At 64.7% G+C, this 20,020-nt stretch carries 16 protein-coding genes; 9 read left to right on the top strand and 7 right to left on the bottom strand.

Annotated features, from left to right (window positions below; all coding sequences use genetic code 11):
* Positions 1–112 precede the first annotated feature (112 nt).
* From oiaX to ggt, 5 genes are all read left to right on the top strand, one after another.
* Positions 113–1,369 (top strand): 3-oxo-isoapionate-4-phosphate decarboxylase OiaX, encoded by a 1,257-nt coding sequence (oiaX, locus tag LRX75_RS06620; protein ID WP_231813002.1) that lies wholly within the window; start codon positions 113–115, stop codon positions 1,367–1,369.
* 1 nt (position 1,370) lies between these two features.
* Complete coding sequence (locus tag LRX75_RS06625; RefSeq protein WP_231812899.1) at positions 1,371–2,711, top strand: four-carbon acid sugar kinase family protein; 1,341 nt, start codon at positions 1,371–1,373, stop codon at positions 2,709–2,711.
* Positions 2,712–2,794: 83 nt separating this feature from the next.
* The gene (locus LRX75_RS06630; RefSeq protein WP_231812901.1) at positions 2,795–3,829 is read left to right on the top strand and encodes a Gfo/Idh/MocA family protein; all 1,035 of its coding nucleotides are present in this window, start codon (positions 2,795–2,797) and stop codon (positions 3,827–3,829) included.
* A complete protein-coding gene (gene apnL / locus LRX75_RS06635) occupies positions 3,826–5,769 on the top strand; it encodes a D-apionate lactonase (protein WP_231812903.1) in 1,944 nt (647 codons plus the stop codon). The genes LRX75_RS06630 and apnL overlap by 4 nt, the downstream gene beginning before the upstream one ends.
* An 86-nt stretch (positions 5,770–5,855) precedes the next feature.
* On the top strand, positions 5,856–7,595 hold the full coding sequence (ggt, locus tag LRX75_RS06640) for a gamma-glutamyltransferase (RefSeq protein WP_231812905.1): 1,740 nt from the start codon (positions 5,856–5,858) through the stop codon (positions 7,593–7,595).
* Positions 7,596–7,599: 4 nt separating this feature from the next.
* On the opposite strand, the gene LRX75_RS06645 is transcribed toward ggt, so the two are convergent.
* The 3 genes from LRX75_RS06645 to treZ form a co-directional block, all read right to left on the bottom strand.
* Positions 7,600–8,202 carry an alpha/beta hydrolase gene (locus LRX75_RS06645; RefSeq protein ID WP_231812907.1) on the bottom strand — a complete coding sequence of 201 codons (603 nt, stop codon included), beginning with the start codon at positions 8,200–8,202 and terminating at the stop codon, positions 7,600–7,602.
* Between the two features lie 82 nt (positions 8,203–8,284).
* Positions 8,285–9,214 carry a VOC family protein gene (locus LRX75_RS06650; protein ID WP_231812909.1) on the bottom strand — a complete coding sequence of 310 codons (930 nt, stop codon included), beginning with the start codon at positions 9,212–9,214 and terminating at the stop codon, positions 8,285–8,287.
* A gap of 198 nt (positions 9,215–9,412) precedes the next feature.
* Positions 9,413–11,203, bottom strand: a complete 1,791-nt coding sequence (gene treZ / locus LRX75_RS06655; protein WP_231812911.1) for a malto-oligosyltrehalose trehalohydrolase — start codon at positions 11,201–11,203, stop codon at positions 9,413–9,415.
* A 382-nt stretch (positions 11,204–11,585) separates the two neighbouring features.
* On the opposite strand from treZ, the gene glgX reads away from it, so the two are divergent.
* Positions 11,586–13,676, top strand: a complete 2,091-nt coding sequence (glgX, locus tag LRX75_RS06660) for a glycogen debranching protein GlgX (protein WP_231812913.1) — start codon at positions 11,586–11,588, stop codon at positions 13,674–13,676.
* A 112-nt stretch (positions 13,677–13,788) separates the two neighbouring features.
* Here the strand turns inward: glgX and glgA are convergent, their stop codons facing one another.
* Complete coding sequence (glgA, locus tag LRX75_RS06665; protein WP_231812915.1) at positions 13,789–15,246, bottom strand: glycogen synthase GlgA; 1,458 nt, start codon at positions 15,244–15,246, stop codon at positions 13,789–13,791.
* 243 nt (positions 15,247–15,489) lie between these two features.
* On the bottom strand, positions 15,490–15,762 hold the full coding sequence (locus LRX75_RS06670; RefSeq protein ID WP_231812917.1) for a DUF2934 domain-containing protein: 273 nt from the start codon (positions 15,760–15,762) through the stop codon (positions 15,490–15,492).
* A 287-nt stretch (positions 15,763–16,049) separates the two neighbouring features.
* On the opposite strand from LRX75_RS06670, the gene LRX75_RS06675 reads away from it, so the two are divergent.
* Positions 16,050–16,436 carry a hypothetical protein gene (locus LRX75_RS06675; protein WP_231812919.1) on the top strand — a complete coding sequence of 129 codons (387 nt, stop codon included), beginning with the start codon at positions 16,050–16,052 and terminating at the stop codon, positions 16,434–16,436.
* 71 nt (positions 16,437–16,507) lie between these two features.
* On the opposite strand, the gene LRX75_RS06680 is transcribed toward LRX75_RS06675, so the two are convergent.
* Positions 16,508–17,167, bottom strand: a complete 660-nt coding sequence (locus LRX75_RS06680) for a TetR/AcrR family transcriptional regulator (protein ID WP_420851160.1) — start codon at positions 17,165–17,167, stop codon at positions 16,508–16,510.
* A 121-nt stretch (positions 17,168–17,288) separates the two neighbouring features.
* Between LRX75_RS06680 and LRX75_RS06685 the strand changes: the two genes are divergently transcribed.
* On the top strand, positions 17,289–17,555 hold the full coding sequence (locus LRX75_RS06685; RefSeq protein ID WP_132439966.1) for a hypothetical protein: 267 nt from the start codon (positions 17,289–17,291) through the stop codon (positions 17,553–17,555).
* 136 nt (positions 17,556–17,691) lie between these two features.
* On the opposite strand, the gene pncB is transcribed toward LRX75_RS06685, so the two are convergent.
* The gene (pncB, locus tag LRX75_RS06690) at positions 17,692–18,996 is read right to left on the bottom strand and encodes a nicotinate phosphoribosyltransferase (protein WP_231812923.1); all 1,305 of its coding nucleotides are present in this window, start codon (positions 18,994–18,996) and stop codon (positions 17,692–17,694) included.
* Positions 18,997–19,234: 238 nt separating this feature from the next.
* Between pncB and LRX75_RS06695 the strand changes: the two genes are divergently transcribed.
* Entirely contained in the window at positions 19,235–19,993 is a 759-nt protein-coding gene (locus LRX75_RS06695; RefSeq protein ID WP_231813004.1) for a DeoR/GlpR family DNA-binding transcription regulator, read from the top strand.
* Positions 19,994–20,020 lie beyond the last annotated feature (27 nt).

The following is a 20,020-nucleotide window of genomic DNA, read 5'->3' on the forward strand; positions in this document are numbered from 1 at the left end:
GCTGCGCCTTCTCGTGCATTTTCCGCACAGCGAGACTTGCGTCATTGTTATACTCATTATACCAGTTCATCAACGACGATCTGCCGTAGCCGGTCGAGACGGGGAGGAGACGCTGATGATCACCGTGACCTATCGCATCGAGACGGCGGGAAGCGTCGAGGCCATGGGCGCCAAGATCGCCAGCGATCAATCGACGGGCACGTTCGTGCCGGTTCCGGGTGAAACGGAAGCGCTGAAGGCCCGCGTGGCCGCACGGGTGATCGCCATCCGCCCGCTTGAGCCCGCGACGACACCGAGCTGGCCGGAAGCGCCATCGGATCACGGCCCGATCCACAGGGCCGATGTGGACATCGCCTTCCCGATCGATGCCGTGGGCACGGATCTCTCGGCGCTGATGACCATCGCCATCGGCGGCATCTTTTCCATCAAGGGCATGACCGGGCTTCGCGTCGTGGATCTCAAGCTGCCACCGGAATATGGTGCCGCCTATCCCGGACCCCAGTTCGGGATGCCGGGCAGCCGGCGGCTGACCGGCGTCGAAGGCCGGCCGATCATCGGCACGATCGTCAAGCCGGCCCTTGGGCTTCGGCCGATGGAAACGGCCGAACTGGTCGGCGAACTGATCGGCTCGGGCGTCGATTTCATCAAGGACGACGAGAAGCTGATGAGCCCGGCCTATTCGCCGCTGAAGGAGCGCGTCGCCGCCATCATGCCGCTGATCCTCGATCACGAGCAGAAGACCGGCAAGAAGGTCATGTACGCTTTCGGCATCTCGCATACCGACCCCGACGAGATGATGCGCAACCACGACACGGTGCTGGCGGCCGGCGGCAATTGCGCCGTCGTCAACATCAACTCGATCGGCATGGGCGGCATGGCGTTTCTCCGCAAGCGCTCCGGCCTCGTTCTGCATGCGCACCGCAATGGCTGGGATGTCCTGACCCGGCATCCGGGCATCGGCTTCGACTTCAAGGTCTGGCAGCAGTTCTGGCGACTGCTCGGTGTCGACCAGTTCCAGATCAACGGCATCGGCGTGAAATACTGGGAGCCGGACGAGAGCTTCGTGGAATCCTTCAAGGCCGTGTCCACCCCGCTCTTTTCACCGGCGGATTGCCCGCTTCCCGTGGCCGGGTCCGGACAGTGGGGCGGACAGGCGCCGGAGACCTATCGGCGCACGGGGCGCACCACCGATCTCCTCTACCTCTGCGGCGGCGGCATCGTCAGCCATCCCGGCGGACCGGCCGCCGGCGTGCATGCCGTGCAGCAGGCCTGGGAGGCCGCGGTTGCCGACATCCCGCTCGAAACCTACGCGCTCGACCACCCGGAACTCGCGGCATCCTTGAAGACGTTCGGTGGAAAGGATGCCTGACATGGCGCCCCTGCTTCTCAGCTATTACGGCGACGATTTCACCGGCTCGACCGACGTCATGGAGGCGCTGGCCTCCCATGGCGTGGAGACCGTGCTCTTTCTGCGCATACCCGACGACGCGCTGCTGCAGCGCTTTGCCCATTGCCGCGCCATCGGCCTTGCCGGCACCAGCCGCAGCGAGACACCGGACTGGATGGATGAACAGCTGACGCCGGTCTTTCGATGGCTGAAGGCGCGGCAGGCCGCCATCTGCCATTACAAGGTCTGCTCGACCTTCGATTCCGCCCCTGCGGTGGGCAATATCGGCCGCGCGATCGAGATCGGGCTCGACGTCTTCGGGCAGGATATCGCGCCCCTGGTCGTCGGGGCGCCGCAGCTCAGGCGCTACACGGCTTTCGGTCACTTGTTCGCCGGCTATCAAGACGAGGTCTACCGCATCGACCGCCACCCCGTCATGAGCCGGCATCCGGTGACGCCCATGACCGAAGCGGATCTTGCGCAGCATCTCGGGCACCAGACGGAACTGCCGGTAACGCTGGCCGACCTCACCATGCTCACGGATGCGCAGGTCGATGCACGCGCTGCGACCCTTGCCGACAAGGGCATACTGATGCTGGACGTGGACGGACCGGAGACGCAGAAGGCGGCAGGCGCACAGCTTCTGCGGCTTGCCGAGCGCGGTTCACGATTCATGGCGGGATCTTCGGGCGTCGAGTATGCGCTCCTTCAGGCATGGCGCGCCGCAGGGCTGGTCGACGGCGCACGACACTTTCCGTCTCCCGGCACGGCCGACCGGATCGCGGTCGTCTCCGGCAGCGTCTCGCCGACCACGGAGCGGCAGATCCGGCAGGCGACGGGCTCCGACGGCTTCGACGGCGTGGCGCTCGATCCGCTAGCGCTTCTCGGAGAGAATGGTGAACGCGTCATCGACCGTGCGATCCGGGAGGCGCAGACGAGCCTTGCCGCCGGCCGCAGCGTCATCCTGCACACGGCCCTCGGTCCGCAGGCCGATCGTGGCGGCGAGATCGACCGGGTGGCCGGCAGCCGGCATCGGCTGGGTCAGATGCTTGGCCGGATTCTCCTGCAGCTCATCGAAACGCAAGGCCTCGGCCGGGCCGTCATCGCAGGCGGCGATACGTCGAGCCATGCGCTGGGGGGCTTGAAGGTCGATGCCCTGACGACCCTTCTGCCACTGCCGGAAACGCCGGGTTCGCCGCTCTGCACCGCTCACGGCCTGCATGCGCCGACCAACGGATTGCAGATTGCGTTGAAGGGCGGACAGGTGGGGCGTGACGGCTATTTCGCCCAGATCCGCGACGGGCGCGCGACATCGACTGGTTGACTCATCATACCAGTAAATCTTACAATGCCTGACCTGATCGGCCGGGCCGGACCCTGAACGACCGTTTTGCAAGGACTGAGACCATGCCGAGTTTTCAAGGAGCGCTGATCGGTTGCGGCTTCTTTGCCGTCAACCAGATGCATGCCTGGCAGGATGTGGACGGCGCCGAGATCGTCGCCATCTGCGACCGCGACCCGGAACGGCTGCGGATCGTCGGCGACCAGTTCGGGATCGCGCGGCGCTATAGCGACGCCGCGCAGATGATGGCAGATGGTGGCTTCGACTTTGTGGATATCGCCACCACCGTCAACAGCCACCGCGCGCTGGTGGAGATGGCGGCCTCCCATCGCCTGCCCGTCATCTGCCAGAAGCCTTTCGCGCCGACGCTTGCCGATGCCAAAGCCATGGTCGCGGCCTGCGCTGCGGCCGGCGTTCCCCTGATGATCCACGAGAATTTCCGCTGGCAGACGCCGATCCAGGCGGTGCGCAAGGCGCTGGATGCGGCGCAGATCGGCACGCCGTTCTGGGGCCGCTTCTCGTTCCGCTCCGGCTATGACGTGTTCTCGGGCCAGCCCTATCTCGCCGAAGGCGCGCGTTTCATCATCGAGGATCTGGGCATCCACACGCTCGACATCGCCCGCTATATCCTCGGAGACGTCACCGCGCTCACCGCCCGCACGAAGCGCGTCAACCCTGCCATCAAAGGCGAGGACGTCGCGACGATCCTGCTCGATCACGAGACCGGCGCGACCTCTGTCGTCGATGTCAGCTATGCCACCAAGGCTTCCGTCGAGCCTTTTCCCGAGACGCTGATCGAGCTGGACGGGACCGAAGGCTCGCTGCGGCTGATGCAGGGGTACCGGCTGGAGATCACCAATGCCGCCGGCACGGAGATCCACGACGTCCAGCCGACCCTCCTCCCCTGGGCATCGCGTCCCTGGCACAATATCCAGGAGAGCGTCCTTGCCATCCAGCAACACTGGACGGAGAGGCTGGCAAGCGGCGCGGAGACCTCGACCTCGGGCGCCGACAACCTGAAGACCTTCGCACTGGTGGAAGCCGCCTATGAAAGTGCCGCGACCCTGCAGCCCGTCACCATCGGGCCGCTGATCGCATGACGGACGACACGCTCGCCTTCCGCCTGACCGGCACCGTTCGCATGGAGCCGGGGTCCCGACTGCTCGCGGCCGGGCGCCTTTCGGCCGAGCTTTCCGGCGGCGCGCTGCGCAATATCCGCTATGACGGCACGGAGGTGCTTCGCGCCGTTTCCTTCCTCGTGCGCGATCGTGACTGGGGCACCTATGATCCCCAGATCGAGGATCTCGTGGTGGACCAGCGCGCGGACGGCTTCACCGTCACCTACCGCGCGACATGCCATGGGCCGGAGGGGACGAAGCTCGTCCTTCGAGCCCATATCGACGGCGACGAGCATGGTCGGCTCGCCTTTTCCGGCACGGCTCGGTCCGACACGGGCTTCGAGACCAATCGCTGCGGCTTCTGCGTGCTCCATCCCATCGTCGGCGTCGCGGGAACGCCGGTCCGGGTCGAGCATGTCGATGGGACCTTCGAGGCGACGGTTCTGCCGGACCTCATCGCGCCCTGGCAGCCTTTCATGGCGATGCGCGCCATGACCAATCAGGCCCTGCCCGGCGTCAGCGTGGAATGCCGTATGGAGGGTGACACGTTCGAGATGGAGGATCAGCGCAACTGGTCGGATGCCTCCTACAAGACCTATGTCCGCCCGCTCGCCCTGCCCTGGCCCTACCGGATCGAGGCGGGCGTCGATGTCGCACAGCGGATCACGCTGCAGATCGTGGACGAGCGGCAGCGCCGCGCTGGCGCCGGCTTACCGCCGACGTCCGGACCAGTGCGGTTAACGCTGACCCAAAACCCCGCGCAGCCCCTCCCGCCCATCGGGATCGTCGTCACGCCCGAGGAGGCCGCGGAAACGCGCGCGATGCTGGAGGCCGAGCGAAATCCGCAGGTGCAGGCGCTGCTCTTCCATGTCGATCCGCTCGCGGGCCATGATGACGCCGTCTTCGATGCCTTTGCCGCCCTTGCCGCGCGGCATCGGGGCTCGACCACGCTGGAAATCGCGCTGCCCTGCCAAGCGCCCTTTGCCGACGAGCTGCACGCGATGGCCGCGGCCATGGACAAAGCAGGCTTCACGCCGGATGCCGTCATGGTGTCTCCGGCCGTCGATCGGCAATCAACGCCGCCGGGCAGCGTCTGGCCGGATTGTCCGCCGCTCGACGACATCTATGCCGCAGCGCGCGCGGCGTTCCCGCACCACGCGCTCGGTGGCGGCATGCTCAGCTACTTCACAGAGTTGAACCGCAAGCGGGTGCCGGCCACCGATCTGGATTTCATCAGCCACTGCACAAACCCGATCGTGCATGCCGCAGACGATCGCAGCGTTCTGCAGACGCTGGAGGCGCTGCCCTTCATTACCCGCTCGGTGCGCGCGATCTATGGCGACCGGCGCTACCGCATCGGCCCGTCCACTCTCCCCATGCGCCAGAATCCTTATGGCAGCCGGACGATGGACAACCCGGACGGCAGCCGGATTCCGATGGCGCACCGCGACCCGCGCCAGAACGGTCTCTTCGCCGCCGCCTACGCCATCGGCTATGCCATCGCGGTGGCACCGGCCGGGCTCGACCAGTTGACGCTTTCGGCCCTGACGGGCCCGTTCGGCCTCTTCGCCGGCGCAGGCGAACCCGTTTCGCAAGGCGGGCGGCGACCGCTGTTTCATGCCGTCGCCATGCTCGCCGAGCTTGCCGGGGCGAAGGCCACCATGATTGCCGCCGACCGGCCGGAGGCCGTTCTCGCGATGTGCGCGCAGCGAGAGGCTGGACGGACGATTCTTGCCGTCAACCTGACGCCGCTTCCGCAGACGCTCGATGTGTCCGCGCTCGGCATCGCGCCGGAAGCCGTCGCATATCGGCTCGATGCGGACACGATGATCGATGCGGCGGCCGGCACGCTGAAAGCCGAACGGCTCGGTACCGGCGACGTTCGGCTCGGGGCCTATGGCGTGCTGCGGATCGACGGCTGAGCGCGCATTTTTCCGAGGCGGTGGCGTAGCGTTTCGGCTATCCTTCCGGCTTGCGACTGTGTCGCCGACCCGGAGGAGCCCTACTCATGACCCTCATCCGCACCTCTCTCGTGCATCTCACCCTCGCGATCGGCCTTGCCGTATCGCCGGCGCAGGCGGCCTCGCCGCAGCCGGTTGCCGGAGAGAACGGCATGGTCGTCACCGCCCAGCATCTGGCGTCCGATGTCGGCGTGGAGATCCTCAAGCAGGGCGGCAATGCCGTGGATGCCGCGGTTGCCGTCGGCTATGCGCTGGCCGTCGTCTATCCCACGGCCGGCAATATCGGTGGCGGCGGCTTCATGACCGTGCGCCTTGCCGATGGCCGTACCAGCTTTCTCGACTTTCGCGAGCGGGCGCCGCTTGCCGCGACGAAGACGATGTATCTCGACGACACGGGCGAGATCGCCAAGGGCCGCAGCACGGATGGCTATCTCGCCGTCGGCGTGCCCGGATCGGTCGCCGGATTCGAAGCCGCGCGCACCCGCTTCGGCACGCTGTCGCGCGAAGCGCTTCTGGCTCCGGCGATCAAGCTCGCGGAGCAGGGTTTCACCCTCGATGGCGGGGATGTCGCCTCGCTTGGCAACAGTCTGAAAAAGCTCGGCCGCGACCCGGCCGCTGCCGCGATCTTCCTCACCCCAGATGGCAAGGCCCCGAAGATCGGCGCGACGCTGGTGCAGCCGGATCTCGCGCGCAGCCTGGCCGCCATCTCGAAAACGGGGCCGGACGCGTTCTACAAAGGCGCGATCGCCGACGATATCGTCAAGGCGAGCACCGACAAGGGCGGCATTCTCACAAAGCAGGATTTCGCGCGCTACGCGGTGCGCGAACTGAAGCCGGTCACCTGCACCTATCGCGGCTACGAGATCATCTCCTCGCCGCCGCCTAGCTCGGGCGGCGTCATCCTCTGCGAGATCCTGAACATTCTCGAGGGCTATCCGCTCGGCGCGCTCGGCGCCGGCTCGGCGGCAACGGCGCATGTGATGATCGAGGCCATGCGCTACGCCTATGTCGACCGCAATTCGGCACTCGGCGATCCGGACTTCGTCAAGAATCCGGTCGAGACGCTGCTCGACAAGGCCTATGCGCAGGAGATCCGCGGGAAGATCGATCTTCAGAAGGCCGGTGTCTCGGCGCAGCTTGCGCCCAAGGGTCTCGGGGAGAGCCACGAGACCACGCATTATTCGATCATGGACAGCGCCGGCAACGCGGTCTCGGTGACCTATACGCTCAACGGCTCTTTCGGCGCCGGCGTGGTCGCGCCCGGCACCGGCATTCTCCTCAACAACGAGATGGACGACTTCACCTCGAAACCGGGCGCGCCGAACCTTTACGGCCTCGTGCAGGGCGAAGCCAATGCGATCGCGCCGGGCAAGACGCCGCTGTCTTCCATGAGCCCGACCATCGTGACGAAAGACGGCAAGCCGTTCATGGTCATCGGCAGCCCCGGCGGCGCGCGCATCATCACCATCACGCTCGAAGCCATCCTCAACGTCATCGACCATGGGATGACGCTGCAGGAGGCGATCGATGCGCCGCGCCTGCATCACCAGTGGATGCCGGATACCGTGGCGATCGAGCCCTTTGCCCTCTCCGCCGACACGCTGAACGTGCTGCAGGGCATGGGGCACGATGTCGGCCCGGACAAGAACTGGCCGGTCTGGGGTCAGGCCGCCGGTATCCTCGTGGGCGGACGGACGGCCGCGGAGGCGGCGGACGGCGCGCCAGGTGCCCGCTATTACGGCGCCATGGACAGCCGCGCCGCATCGGGCGCGGCGCAGGGGTATTGAGCGCTCACGCAAACAGCGTGCGCATCGCCTCGATCTCGTTTTCGCGGATATCGTGGCCGCCATTGTGCCAGACGAGCTGCGTCTTGGCGCCCTGCCCGGTAAAGTAGTCGGCGAGCGCGATGGTGAGCGGCGTCGGACAGATGGGGTCGCGCTCGCCCGCTGTCACGAGAACGCGGCGACCGGCCAGTGCCGGCGACGGCTTCGGCTGAAACGGGATCAGCGGATGCAGGAGCGCGGCCCGGTCGAAGAGATCAGGAACCTCCACCAGCACGTTCGCCAGAATGTTGGCGCCGTTGGAGAAGCCGAGGCCGAAGATCTCCGACGCCCCGACCGTTTGGGCCGTCTTCCGCACGAAATCGGCAAGCTTCCGCGTGCCGCGGGCAAGATCCGCCATATCGTAGACGCCTTCGCCGGTGCGGCGGAAGAAGCGGGCCGCCCCGTGCTCCGACACATCGCCGCGCGGCGACAGAATGGTGGCGTCGGGGCGCAGCTGGCTTGCGAAGGTGAAGAACTGGTTCTCGTCGCCGCCCGTGCCGTGCAGCGTCACGAGGAGCGGCGCGCCAGGCGCGCCCTTTTTGATCAGGTGCTTGTAGTCCATATCGGTCATGACAAACCTCCGCCGGTCCTGCCGCCGCATCTCCTGCGGCGGCGCCGGTTTTCTGTGTTTTCTGGGTGCTGGATCGAAGCGCTCAGTCCAGCTTTTCCAGCTGCTGCTCCAGAATGGGGCGCAGGTGCTTGTGCTGCTGCGGAAGCTTCAGCGCTTCGCCCAGATGCGCCCGTTCCTCGTCGCGCTCGAAGCCCGGCTCGTTGGTGGCCACTTCGAACAGAACGCCGCCCGGCGTGCGGAAGTAGATCGCCCAGAAGTAATCGCGGTCGATGACCGGGGTGACCTGATAGCCCGTATCCATCAGCGCCTTGCGCACCTCCAGCTGGGCCGCGCGATTGTCGACGGCGAAGGCGACATGGTGGACGGACCCCGCCCCCTGCCGGCTGCCGGGCGCATCCGGCAGTGTCTCGATGTCGATGACGCCGGCAGCCGACGCACCGGGCACGAGAAGGCGTGTCACGCCGTCGCGCGTCTCCAGTGTGTCGTATCCCATGAAGCCGAGAAGCTCCGAGGTCGCGCCGGCATCCCGCAGCCGCATGGCGACCGAGTGGAAGCCGCGAATGGCGTGATCCGCGCTGATGCCGCCTTCCGTCCACGGCGTGCGCGGATCATCGACCGTCTCCACCAGCGCGAAGCCATCGCCATCCGGCCCGTTGAAGGACAGGCGCTTCTCGCCGAAGGTCTCGCTCGGCGTCACGCCGGTCACGCCCTTCTTCGTCAGGCGGTCTGCCCAATAGGGCAACGAGCCCTGCGGGACCGCGAAGACGGTCGTGCCGACTTCGCCGGTGCCCGGCCGCCCCCGCGCGATGTGCGGGAACGGGAAATAGGTCATCACGGTGCCGGGCGTGCCGATCTCGTCGCCGTAATAGAGGTGGTACACATCGGGCGCGTCGAAGTTGACGGTCTTCTTGATGCGGCGGAGGCCAAGCACATCGGTGAAGAATGCGTTGTTGACGCGGGCGTTTGCGGCCATCGACGTGACGTGATGGAGGCCCTTGATTTGGTCGATCATGATCTCATCCTTTCCGGCCCGGAGGTTTACCGCTTCAGCGGTGACCGGGCGTTCGATGAGGTCAAGATGGTGCAGGTCGGCCGCCCGCGATAGAGGATCGATGCAGGACGGATTGTTCTCAAATCGAGAACGATCACGTTGCGTTGTTCACTTCCGGACACGGGCGGCAAACCTTTCCGCCGCCCATGATGGATAAGATCAGGCGCGATCGAGGGCGAACAGGACCGAACAAGGCGCCATGCCCTGCGTGCTGTGCGTTCCGTAGAGCGTTTCGCCGGTTGCGGGCGGCAGATCAGCAGTGACCTCGCCGAAGTTGGCACGCAGCTGAAGGCGCCGATCGCCGAGCTGCCAGTCAATGGCGAGCAGCCGGCCCTCTGCGGTCAGGACGGTGCCCGCCGAGAGGGTGTTCGGAGCGGCGACCAGCAGGGGAACGATAGCGCGCTTGCGGATGGCGATCAGGTCGCGATAGAGCGCGCGCCACGCCTGGCCGTCCTCCGTCTCCGCCTTGGCCCAGTCGAGGCGCGTGTTCTCCATCGTTTCGATGGCATTGGGGTCGGCCACGTCCTCGACGGATTTGCCGTCCGGCAGGCCACCGAAATTGTCCATATCGGTGCGCCGGCCTTCGCGCACGGCCTTGCCCAGGTCACCATCGTAATCGGTGAAGAAGAGGAAGGGACGCGTCTCGCCATATTCCTCGCCCATGAACAGCATGGGAATATGCGGGGCGAGCATGGTCACGACGGTGAGGGCCTGAAGCATCTCCTTCGACGTCAGGGTGATCAGCCGATCGCCGAAGGCCCGGTTGCCGATCTGGTCGTGGTTCTGCAGAAAGCCGACGAAGGCTTCCATCGGCACCGGTTCGCTCATCTCGACCGGCTTCTGACCGGGATAGATATAGCCTTCCGTGAGAGCGCGGGCGAAGTTCTCGACCGGCCTGTCGATGAACTTGCCGTAGTAGCCGTTCTTCTCGCCCGTTGCGACCACATGGGCGGCGTGGTGATAGTCGTCGTTCCAATCGGCGTCATAGAGCAGCGCTTCGTTGTCGTCGCTGCGGCGCAGTTCGATATGGTTTTCCGGATCCTCGGTGACGAGGTGAATGTGGCGGCCATCGAACTCCGAGCGGGCGCGTCGGGCGATTTCGATCAGGACATGCGTTTCCGCATCGTCGAAGATCATGTCGATCGCGTCGAAGCGCAGGCCGTCGAGCCGGAACTCGCGCAGCCAGTAGAGCGCATTCTCGACGAAGAAATCGCGCACCGGCTGCTTGTTGTAGGCGATGGCGGCACCCCAGGGCGTCTTCTTGCCTTCGCGGAAGAAGTCCGGCGCATAGGCGCTCAGATAGTTTCCGTCGGGTCCGAAGTGGTTGTACACGACATCCATATAGACCATGAGGCCGAGTCCGTGCGCAGCATCGATGAAGGCCTTGAGATCGTCCGGCGAACCATAGGCATTGTGCGGCGCGTAGGGATAGACGCCGTCATAACCCCAGCCACGCGTGCCGCCGAAATGCGAGACCGGCATGATCTCGACGGCGGTGATGCCGGTGTCCGCGATATCGGCCAGCTTTTCGATCGCCGCTCGGAAGGTGCCTTCCGGCGTGAAGGTGCCGACATGGAACTCGTAGAGGATCGTTTCGGCCCAGGGCATGCCGGTCCAGCCGGCATGCTTCCACTGGTAGGCATCGGGATCGACCAGAACGGCGGGACCATGGACGTCCTGCGCCAGCGCGCGGGCGGCGGGGTCGGGCACGACCTTCCCGTCCGGCAGGACGAAAGCATAGGTCGCGCCGGGCTTCGCCTCGGAAACGACGGCCTCGAACCAGCCCTCGCCGGCCTGGGCCATGTCGTGGTCCTTGCCGTCCAGCCGCAGCGTCAGCGTGTCTTCGCCCGGCGCCCAGAGGCGGAACCGGGCGCCACCCTCGGCCAGGATTTCCGGCCCCCAGGCTGTCGTCTGCCGGTTTGCGGAAGGTCGTACGCTCTCGGTGGTCATCAGGGAGTCCATCCTGTCCTCGTATCGGTTCGGGGTTCGCTGCGGCCTGCGCAGGCCGGGCGGGGCTGCGATCCGCCTTTCAACAACCGGATCCGGCCAAAGGTTCCGGGTGCATCCGCGGGTTCGCTGCATTGCGAAAGACATGCGGCTCGCCGCCTGAAAATCCAGCCCGCGCACCGGCGGACGTGCAATGTTTCGCGCGAAATGAACTTGTTCATCCTCCGACCGTTAGCGTGGCACATACGCAACCCCGCACCCTCCGGCTCTTCAAGCTGAAGTGAAGCTGAATCGACGTCGGCCGAACGACAAGATTTACCGGTTGGGAGGGAACAAAATGATGCGACGCACAATTTCTGATCCGATCAACACAGGGGACGCTTTCATGGACGCCAAGGTCAATCAATACGCGGTCGAATCGGGATCGTGGCATACGCTCGGGGCGACACCCGACAAGGATGGCGTCAACTTCGCGATCTTCTCCGCCCATGCCGAGCGCGTCGAGCTCTGCCTGTTCGATGACAGCGGCGCCATCGAGGTCGCCCGTATCGAGCTGCCGGAATACACCAACGAAATCTGGCATGGCTACATCCCCGGCCTGAAGCCCGGCGCGCTTTATGGCTACCGTGTCCACGGCCCCTATGATCCCGAGCGGGGTCATCGCTTCAATCCCAACAAGCTGCTGGTGGACCCCTACGCCCGCGAGCTTGTCGGCGACGTGGAATGGTCGAAGGCGCATTTCGCCTATGATATGGACGCGGAGAACGACAAGGATCTGACCTTCAACACGCTCGACAGCGCCTCGGTCACGCCGAAGGGTCGCGTCATCGATCCAAAGACCTATGACTGGAAGGGTGATCGCGGTCCGATCATCCCCTGGTCGAAGACCATCTTTTACGAAACGCACGTCAAGGGCTTTACCAAGCTGCATCCGGCCATTCCGGAAAACATGCGCGGCACGTTCGACGGCATGGGCCACAAGGCGGCCGTCGACTATCTGAAGAGCCTCGGCATCACCTCGGTCGAGCTGCTGCCGACGCATTTCTTCCCCGACGACAGCATGCTGGTGGACAAGGGGCTCCACAATTACTGGGGCTACAACACGCTCGGCTTTTTCGCACCCGCCACGCGCTATTACGGTCCACGTGCGCTGGACGGCTTCCGCGAAATGGTTCGCGCGCTGCATGATGGCGGGCTCGAGGTCATCCTCGACGTGGTCTACAACCACACGGCGGAAGGCAACGAGCTCGGGCCGACGCTCTCATTCAAGGGCATCGACAATTTCTCCTACTATCGCACCCTGCCCGACAATCACCGCTACTACATCAACGACACCGGCACCGGTAACACTGTCAACACGTCGCATCCCCGCGTACTGCAGATGGTGACGGATTCGCTGCGCTACTGGGTCGAGGAGATGCATGTCGACGGCTTCCGCTTCGACCTCGGTACCATTCTGGGCCGTGAGCCGGAAGGCTTCGACGAGCGCGGCGGCTTTTTCGATGCGGTCTCGCAGGATCCGGTTCTCTCCAAGGTCAAGCTCGTCGGCGAACCCTGGGATATCGGTCCGGGCGGCTATCAGGTCGGCGGCTTCCCGCCCGGCTGGGCCGAGTGGAACGACAAGTATCGCGACACGGTCCGCGACTACTGGATGGACACGGACGGCACGGCGCCCGACTTCGCGGCGCGCCTGTTCGGTTCCGGCGATATCTACGACCTTCGTGGCCGCCGTCCCTGGGCCAGCGTCAACTTCGTCGCCGCGCATGACGGCTTCACCATCAACGATCTCGTGTCCTACAACGAGAAGCACAACGACGCGAACGGCGAGGATAACAAGGACGGCCACGGCGACAATCGCAGCTACAACTATGGCGCCGAGGGCCCGACCGAAGACGAGACCATCAACGCCACCCGCGAACGCCAGAAGCGGAACTTCCTCGCCACGCTGCTGCTGTCGCACGGGACACCGATGATTCTCGGTGGCGACGAGTTCGGCCGCAGCCAGATGGGCAACAATAACGGCTATTGCCAGGACAGCGACATCAGCTGGATCCACTGGGAGAACCTGCCGCCCAGCGCCGACGTGCTGCGCGACTTCGTGCGCCGGCTGACGACGCTGCGCGCAACGCAGCCTCTGCTGCACCGCGAGAACTGGCGTGACGGCATGGGCATCACCTGGCTGAACGCCGGTGGCGGCGAGCAGACAGACGAGCAGTGGCAGGATGGCGGCGGCACGACCATTGGCGCCCTGATCTCGCGCGACGATCTTGTCGGCAAGGACGGCGTCTGGTCGCATATTCTGATGATCTTCAACCCGCATGACGGCGTCGTTCCTTTCGCCCTTCCCGAGTCGCCCAGCGGTGGCTGGGTGCTGGAACTGACGACGGACGATCCGGCGGTCGAAGCGCAGACGGTGGATGCGGCCGACGCCTTCGACATGCAGGCCCGCAGCCTCGCGGTGTTCCGCCCGGCCTGATCCTTCGAGAACCGACCCGCCTGTCGCGGGTCGGGTCATTCCCGCCCCGAACACGAAAAAGCCGGTCTGACGCAAGGTCAGGCCGGCTTTTTTCGGTCTTCGGGAGACGGGATCAGGCCGTTGCCTTCTGCGCCTTGGCGATCACCTTGCCATACAGTTCCGCATATTGCTCGGCACTGCGCTCCCAGGAGAAATTGGCCTTCATGCCCTGGTTCTGCAGGCGGGCCCATTTCTTCGGGTCGCGGTATGCGTGGAAGGCCCGGTGAATGGCAAGGCGGAGGTTGTCGCTGGTGGCGGGATGGAACTGGAAGCCGGTGGCCACGCGCGCGGACATGGCCGCATCATTGGCGTCGATGATCGTTTCCGACAGGCCGCCCGTGCGGGAGACCACGGGGACTGCCCCATAGCGCAGGGCATAGAGCTGCGTGAGGCCGCAGGGCTCGAAGCGGGAGGGCTGGATGATGATATCCGTGCCGCCATGCACGAGATGCGCCGTCTCCTCGTCATAGCCGATGCGGACGCCGATCTTGCCGGGATGGCGACCCGCAGCGAGCAGCAGCTGGGTCTCGATATCCTTGGAGCCTTTGCCGAGCACGATCAGCTTGCCGCCGAGCGCGGCGATCTCTTCGGCGACCTCGGCCAGCATATCGCCGCCCTTCTGCCAGGTGAGGCGGGTGACGGCGGCGAAGACCGGTCCGGCCGTCGCGTCGAGCCGAAACGTCTCGAGCAGCCGGGCCCGGTTGACGCTCCGGTTGCGGATGTGACGGACGTCGTATCGTGCCGGCAGATAGGGGTCGGTAGCTGGGTCCCAGATCTCGCTGTCGATGCCGTTGACGATGCCGGTGAAGGTATCGAGACGCGACAGCAGCGCGCCCTCCATGCCCATGCCCAGCTCCGGCGACACGATCTCGCGGGCATAGGTCGGGCTGACGGTGGTGATCGCGCTCGCGGTGCGGATACCGCCCTTGAGATAGCTCATATCGCCGTAATATTCGAGGCAATCGATCGACAGCGCCTCCGGCGGCAGGCCGATATCCTTCAGATGTCCGGCGGAATACTGGCCCTGGAATGCGAGATTGTGAATGGTGAGCACGGACGGGATCGCCCGGGCATTGGTGGAATAGCGCATGTAGACGGACGTCAGCGCCGTCTGCCAGTCATGGGTGTGCACAAGGTCGGGCGTCCAGTCCGGCAGGAGCCCGCCCGCCACGGCCGACGCCACGTAGGACAGCACGGCAAAACGCTTCCAGTTGTCGGGGTGATCGACGCCATCCTCGCCGACATAGGGGCCGCCAGGACGATCGTAGAGCGCCGGCGCGTTCAGCACGAGAAGATCGAGCCCCTGGCATTCGGCTTCCAGAAGCCAGGCCGGATTTCCGAAGAGGTCGGGAAAGAAATGCACCGGCCGCGCATCGCTCACCTCCGCGAGAACGGAGGTATAGCCCGGGATCAGGCTGCGGGTGCGATACCCGCGCGCGGCGAGGACTTTCGGCAGGGCCCCTGTCACGTCGGCAAGGCCGCCGGTCTTGATCAGGGGAAAGATTTCCGACGTCACAGACAGTACGTTCACGCAGGTCACGTTCCTCTTTGCAATCCGGTGGGATTGCCGGCTGAAATGGAGGTCGGGAGAAAAGCGAAACACCTCGTGCTCCAATGATGAAGGAAACCGAACCCCGTGTCCGCACAAATATTGCGGAGCAGGCGAGAAACTTGTGCAGTGCGATGAAGGTGCAGGCGGCGTGCGCGGAACGCCGGGCGAGAGCCACAGGCGCCGGGAAAATCAGGCACCGGGCAAGCCGGCGCCTGTGCGGTCTCAGACCGTCTTTCGCTTGCGCTTGGCGCCGGGCGTACCGGCTGCGCCACCATCGACGACAGAGAGCGGAGGCTTTCCCTTGTCGGCTTTTGCGGGCTCTTCCACAGATGCGGCATCGTCCTCTGGCGCGCCGAGCACAGAGGTGTTTTCGGTATTGGCGAACTCCTGATACGCCTTGCTCCAATGCTCGTCGTGCCGACCTTCCGGCCGACCTTCGGATTCCCACAAGGCATAGGCCCGCTTCTTGATCAGGTCTTCGTCTTTCTCGGTCATGGCCTTCTCCCTTTGATAATCGGACTACCGCCACTCCCAAATTAGGGAGGATCGATTTGGTTCCAGATCAGACAGACATTTTCCGTATTCCGGCGCCCTTTCAGAGGATGAGCGACGGAGGTCCTTCAAGACAGGGAGCCGCGTGGCCCTGCCATTGCCACGACGGCTGGATGACGGTCGAAACCGCCCTATCTAGCGCTCACGGATCGTCTCGACCCAGGCCTTGTCAGCCGACGCGAAGAATCCGCCAAGTCACTGCCGCACCATGCGGCTTTCCGGAGTGTGTCATGAGAAAACGGATTGTTCTAGCCATTGCTGCCGCATCGGCTTTTGCCGGCCTGTCGCCGGCCGCCGCGCAAACGCCCAAGATCGAGGATGTCTGCGTCCAGGTCGCAAAGCACCTGCTTCTTGCCGAGACGTTCCAGACCGGCGTCGTCCAGTCCTTTCCCGAACTGAAGCCACCGGGCGCGCGCCTCACCTTCTCCACCCGCGAGGGCGTCGAGAAGAAAGACATGGTCGATACGATCGAGTGCGAATTCCAGAACACCGCCGCGCCGTTCAACCTGCAGCGCTTCTGCGTGTCCAGCACCTGCTACGGCCCGAACGAGCGCAACGACGCCAACAAGCGCCGTTTCGAAGAGGTTCGCGCGCTTCTGAAGCGCGACGGTCTCTAGTCCGACGCCAGGCGCCATCACGGACCTGCCGCGATGGCGCCTTCCGCGAGACGAAAGCTGAGGATGCAGCGTCAGGGCGCGCCGACACCGAAGGCGGTCAGCGTGTTGCGGCAGGCGCGCTGGAAACACTGGGCGGGGCCTTCGAGGCCCGAGGCCTGACGGCTGACGCGGGCGCCTTCCAGCAGAAGGAGCAGGGTGTCGGCCAGAGTTTCGGGCTCTTGGATTCCCGTCCGTCGGCAGAGATCCGTCAGTTTTTCGCGCTGGAGGATCTTGAAGGTCTCGATGACGGCATGGGCGGGATGGCCGGCTTCCTTGAGTTCCACCGCGGCATTGGCAATGTCGCAACCGGAAGGCTCGCGCTGGAGACAGTCCGAAAGGGCCGTTACCCAGGCGCCGAGCTGGGCCTTCGCATCATCCGGAAAGCGGGTCTCGATGTCCGCCCACATCGCGCCGCTCTTTTCGGAGGTCACGCGCAGCGTCTCGCAGACGAGGTCGTCCTTCGAGCCGAAATGCCGGTAGAGCGTCATCTTGTTGGTCGAGGCCGCCTCGGCAATCGCATCGACGCCGATGCCGCGAATGCCGTGCTGGCGAAACAGTTCGCAGGCCGTGGTGACGATCCGGTCGCGCGGAGCGACCTTTGCGGAGGACAGGCCGGGGGGCGAGGTCGATTCCTGGTCCGGCTTCACAGTAGAGCCACGTTTGGCGTTTTTATTCACGACAGCGATTGACATAGGTGTGACCGTTCGGTAACAAATGACGTGTTACTTACCGGTAACACGCTAAAGCTTTTCGGTCAAGGACAGGCCCAACCCCAGCCTGTCCTTCACTGTGGACGACACGAAGGAGATGGCCATGAACATGGCACATGACGATCTGACCCTGAACGAGGTGCTGACCGATCCGATGATCCGCGCCGTGATGCGGGCGGATGGCGTGACCTCCTCGCAGTTCAAGACGCTGCTCTATTCGGCAGCGAACGCGCTGGAGCATGCCAAGCCCGAGCCGGGCGGCGCCCGCACCCATGCGGCCAAGCTTCTGGCCGCGCCGAAACGCCGCCTGCTCGCCATGGTGCATCCGCTGGCGGTACGCTCGGGCTCCGCCTGCGCCGCTTGCTATTAAGCGCCGCGGTCCCGTCTCGCGGGTATGGCGTCGATCACGCCGGCCCGTGAGGCACGCCCTGTTCCCGGGCGTATGACACCCGACCGGAAGGACCTCCTCCGGTCGGGTTTTTCGTGTCTGCTGCCGGGTGACCGCGTCAGACGCGGACGGCGAGTTCCTCGAAGTCCTGCGTTCCGAAGAATTTCAGGTAGCGCTCCACCTCGGCCGGATCGCCCGTCGCCTTGCGGGGATTGTCGGACAGTTTGACGGCCGGGTGACCATTGGCGTCGATGACCTTGCAGACGATGGAAATGGGGTTGAGCCCGCTGACCTCCGTCGGCGCGCAATCGGCGAAATCATTGGTGAGATTGGTGCCCCAGCCGAAGCTCATGCGCACCCGCCCCTCGAAATGCCGGTAGGTCTTGATGATCATGTCGACATCGAGCCCGTCGGAGAAGATCAGAAGCTTTTCCCTGGGATCACGGCCATGGGCACGCCACCAGTCGAGGATGCGCTCGCCGCCCTCGATCGGCGGGGCGCTGTCGGGGCGGAAGCCGGTCCAGTCGGCGACCCAGTCGGGCGCATTTTTCAGAAACGCCGCCGTGCCGAAGGCATCCGGCAGGACGATCAGCAGATTGCCCCCATAGAGGCGGTTCCAGTCCTGCAGGACCTTGTAGGGCGCGTCCGCCAGTTCCGCATCGGTCTTGGCAAGGGCTGCCGCCACCATCGGCAGTTCATGGGCATTGGTGCCGAGCGCCTCGAGATCGGTATCCATGGCGAGGAGCACATTGCTTGTGCCGGAGAAGGATTCGCCGATGCCTTCCTTCAGCGCCTCCACGCACCAGCGCTGCCACAGGAACGAATGGCGGCGACGGGTGCCGAAGTCGGAGATGCGCAGGTCGGGTACCGCCCGAAGCTGCTCCACCTTCGACCACATCTTGGCCTTGGCGCGGGCATAGAGCACATCGAGCGCGAAAGGGCCCATGCCCTTCATGGCGGTGCGCGAGCGCAGCTCGTTGACGATGGCGAGTGCGGGAATCTCCCACATGCTCGTATGCGTCCACTTGCCCGGGAAGGTCAGCTCGTACTGGCCGTGGCGGCGCGAGAGCTCATAATCCGGCAGCTGGAAATCGGCGAGCCACGCCAGAAAGTCCGGCGAGAAGATCTGCTTGCGGCCGTAGAAGGTGTTACCGGCCAGCCAGATCATCTCCTTCTTGGTGAAGCGCACCGTGCGAACGTGATCCAGCTGCTCGCGCAGTTCCTGCTCGTCGATCTCTTCCGTCAGAAGCACCGTCTTGGTGCGGTTGATCAGCGAGAAGGTCGCATCGACATCCGGGTAAAGACGCCAGATCATCTGCAACATCAAGAGCTTGTAAAAGTCCGTGTCCAGCAGGCTGCGCACCACCGGGTCCAGCTTCCAGGCATTGTCGTAGACGCGCCGCGCAATATCCGTCTTCGTCATGCCGTATCCCCGCGTCCGCCTGAACGGTCGAACCGCAGCGGATATTCCTCCCGCGTCGCGCTCGATCGGCGCGACATGCCGCTTCTTCATGCCATGCCCGACAGCGACCTGCAACACGGCAAGCCGCGCAAAATCCCGGCTGGATCATAACACTCCATCATCACAAAATCTCACCGGATATGTTGTCTTTTTATCGGATGCTGTTTAGATATGGGCGAGGATGGAGATCGCAGTGGCTTTGAAACCGGACGATCGGCGGCAGGAGATCATGGATATTCTGATGGAGGCAGGCTCTGCTTCCGTCGAAGATCTGGCTCTGCGCTTCTCCGTCAGCAAGATGACCGTTCACCGCGATCTCGACGATCTCGAGCAGGCCGGGCTCCTGCGCAAGGTCCATGGCGGGGCGTCCATCCAGTCGAGTGCACAGTTCGAAAGTGATTTTCGCTACCGCGAGAAGATGGCGGCGGAGGAAAAGCGGCAGCTCGCGTCGCATGCCGCCACGCTGGTGGAGCCCGGGCAGATCATCATCATCGACGATGGCTCGACGGCCGGCGGGCTTGCCGATCACCTCGCGACCATCCGGCCGCTGACGGTGATCACCAACAACCTCTCCGTCATCGTCAAGCTCACCGCCGTGCCCGGCATCGAGGTCATCTCGCTCGGCGGTCAGTACAGCCGGAAATTCAACGGCTTCTTCGGCATCGTCACGGAGGAGACGCTGTCGTCGCTGCGGGCCGACATCGCCTTTCTCTCATCATCCGCCATTCAGGGGGCAGCCGCCTATCACCAGGATCAGGAGGTGGTGAAGACCAAGCGGCAGATGATGCGCTCGGCAAGCCACAGCTACCTCATGGTGGACCATGCGAAATTCGGCAAGCCGGCCCTGCATTTCCTGACGGGGCTGGACGGTTTTCGCGCCGTCATCACCAGCGACCGCATCGACGCCGGCCACGAGGCCGCGCTGAGCGATGTCGGCATCACCATCATCAAGGTCTGACGACCGGGACTTCACGACGAGGAGCAT

It is taken from the genome of Rhizobium quercicola, from assembly GCF_021168455.1.
Taxonomy (GTDB): domain Bacteria; phylum Pseudomonadota; class Alphaproteobacteria; order Rhizobiales; family Rhizobiaceae; genus Ferranicluibacter; species Ferranicluibacter quercicola.